At 63.2% G+C, this 1,238-nt stretch carries 1 protein-coding gene; it reads left to right on the top strand.

The genetic code is table 11. From position 1 onward, the window contains the following. A partial coding sequence (locus AC1DOC_RS34210) for an ATP-binding cassette domain-containing protein (protein WP_478131640.1) occupies positions 1 to 918 on the top strand: 918 nt, incomplete at its 5' end. Positions 919 to 1,238 lie beyond the last annotated feature (320 nt).

Genomic DNA, 1,238 nt, shown 5'->3' with positions numbered 1-1,238 from the left:
AGCGCGGGCGGCGCGCGCATCCTGCTGGCCGACGAACCCACCAAGGGCCTTGATGGGCATTGGCGCGATCACACCGTTGCGATGCTTCAGGCGGTGCAGCGTGCCGGTGGCTGCGTGGTGGTCATCACGCACGATCTGCGCGTTGCGCAGGCTCTCGGTGGGCAACTGATTGTTCTGCGCGCTGGCGAAGTGGTGGAACAAGGTGACTCAGCCACCATTCTGGCGAGTCCGCAGCATGCATTCACGCGGCGGTTGGTCGAGGCCGATCCTGCGCATTGGCCCAGGCGCATTGCAGCGGTCGCGGGGGCACCAGTGCTGAGTGCGCAAGACCTGTCGAAAGGCTTCGGTGGCAGATCGTTGTTCGACAGCCTCGACCTGCAGATTCACGCCGGCGAGCGTTTCGTGGTGCAGGGGCCCAGCGGGACCGGCAAGAGCACGCTGGGTAACGTCCTGCTGGGCCTGCTGCCGGCCGATCGGGGCGTCGTGCGTCGTGCCGAAGGCCTGGCTTCGACCGCTTTTCAGAAGCTCTACCAAGACCCGGTCGGCTCGTTCGCTCCCCGCATCAGCCTGGAAAATTCACTGCGCGATGTTGCTGCACGTCATCGTTGTGCGTGGTCGACCGTGCTGCAGCAGCTCGAACGGCTGGGCGTGCCCGCCGACCTGCTGGCACGCCGGCCAGCAGAAGTCTCCGGTGGCGAGTTGCAACGCGTCGCGCTCGCGCGCGTTCTCACCGTGCGGCCAGCGCTGGTCTTTGCCGACGAGCCAACGTCGCGATTGGATCCGGTGTCCCAACAGGAAGCGATGACTGTCCTGCTCAATGTTCTGGAGGAGCGCGGTGCCGCGCTGATGTTAGTGACGCACGATGACGATATTGCGAATGCCGTCGGAACGAATCGATGGAGGTTCGCAGAGCCCTGAATTCCCGGCCATCATCCGCGCGCTAGCCTTACTTGGTGGTGTAGCTGCTGGGCGCTGTGCGGGCTAGGATTCTTACTTCAGATCGACCCTGCCTTGTGGGAGTTTTGCGCTATTGGGGGGCATCGAACGTACTGCTTACCCTCGATTTCCTCGAGCGCTGACGCTCAAGGATGTTGGATTCCGCCGATCTCCAAATCTAGGGTCAGAGATTGGCGGAATCAAACAGCCAGCGCATTGTCCAGCTCCGAAACCCTCTCGCAGACTCCCGCGGCGTATATCTCCGCGGCCGACGCAGGAAGCGTCTTGTTCTCGGATCCGAT

The organism is Variovorax sp. 01T439_2, from assembly GCF_056398445.1.
Note: the sequence above shows the minus strand (reverse complement) of the source record. Positions and strands in the feature narration are given on the sequence as shown.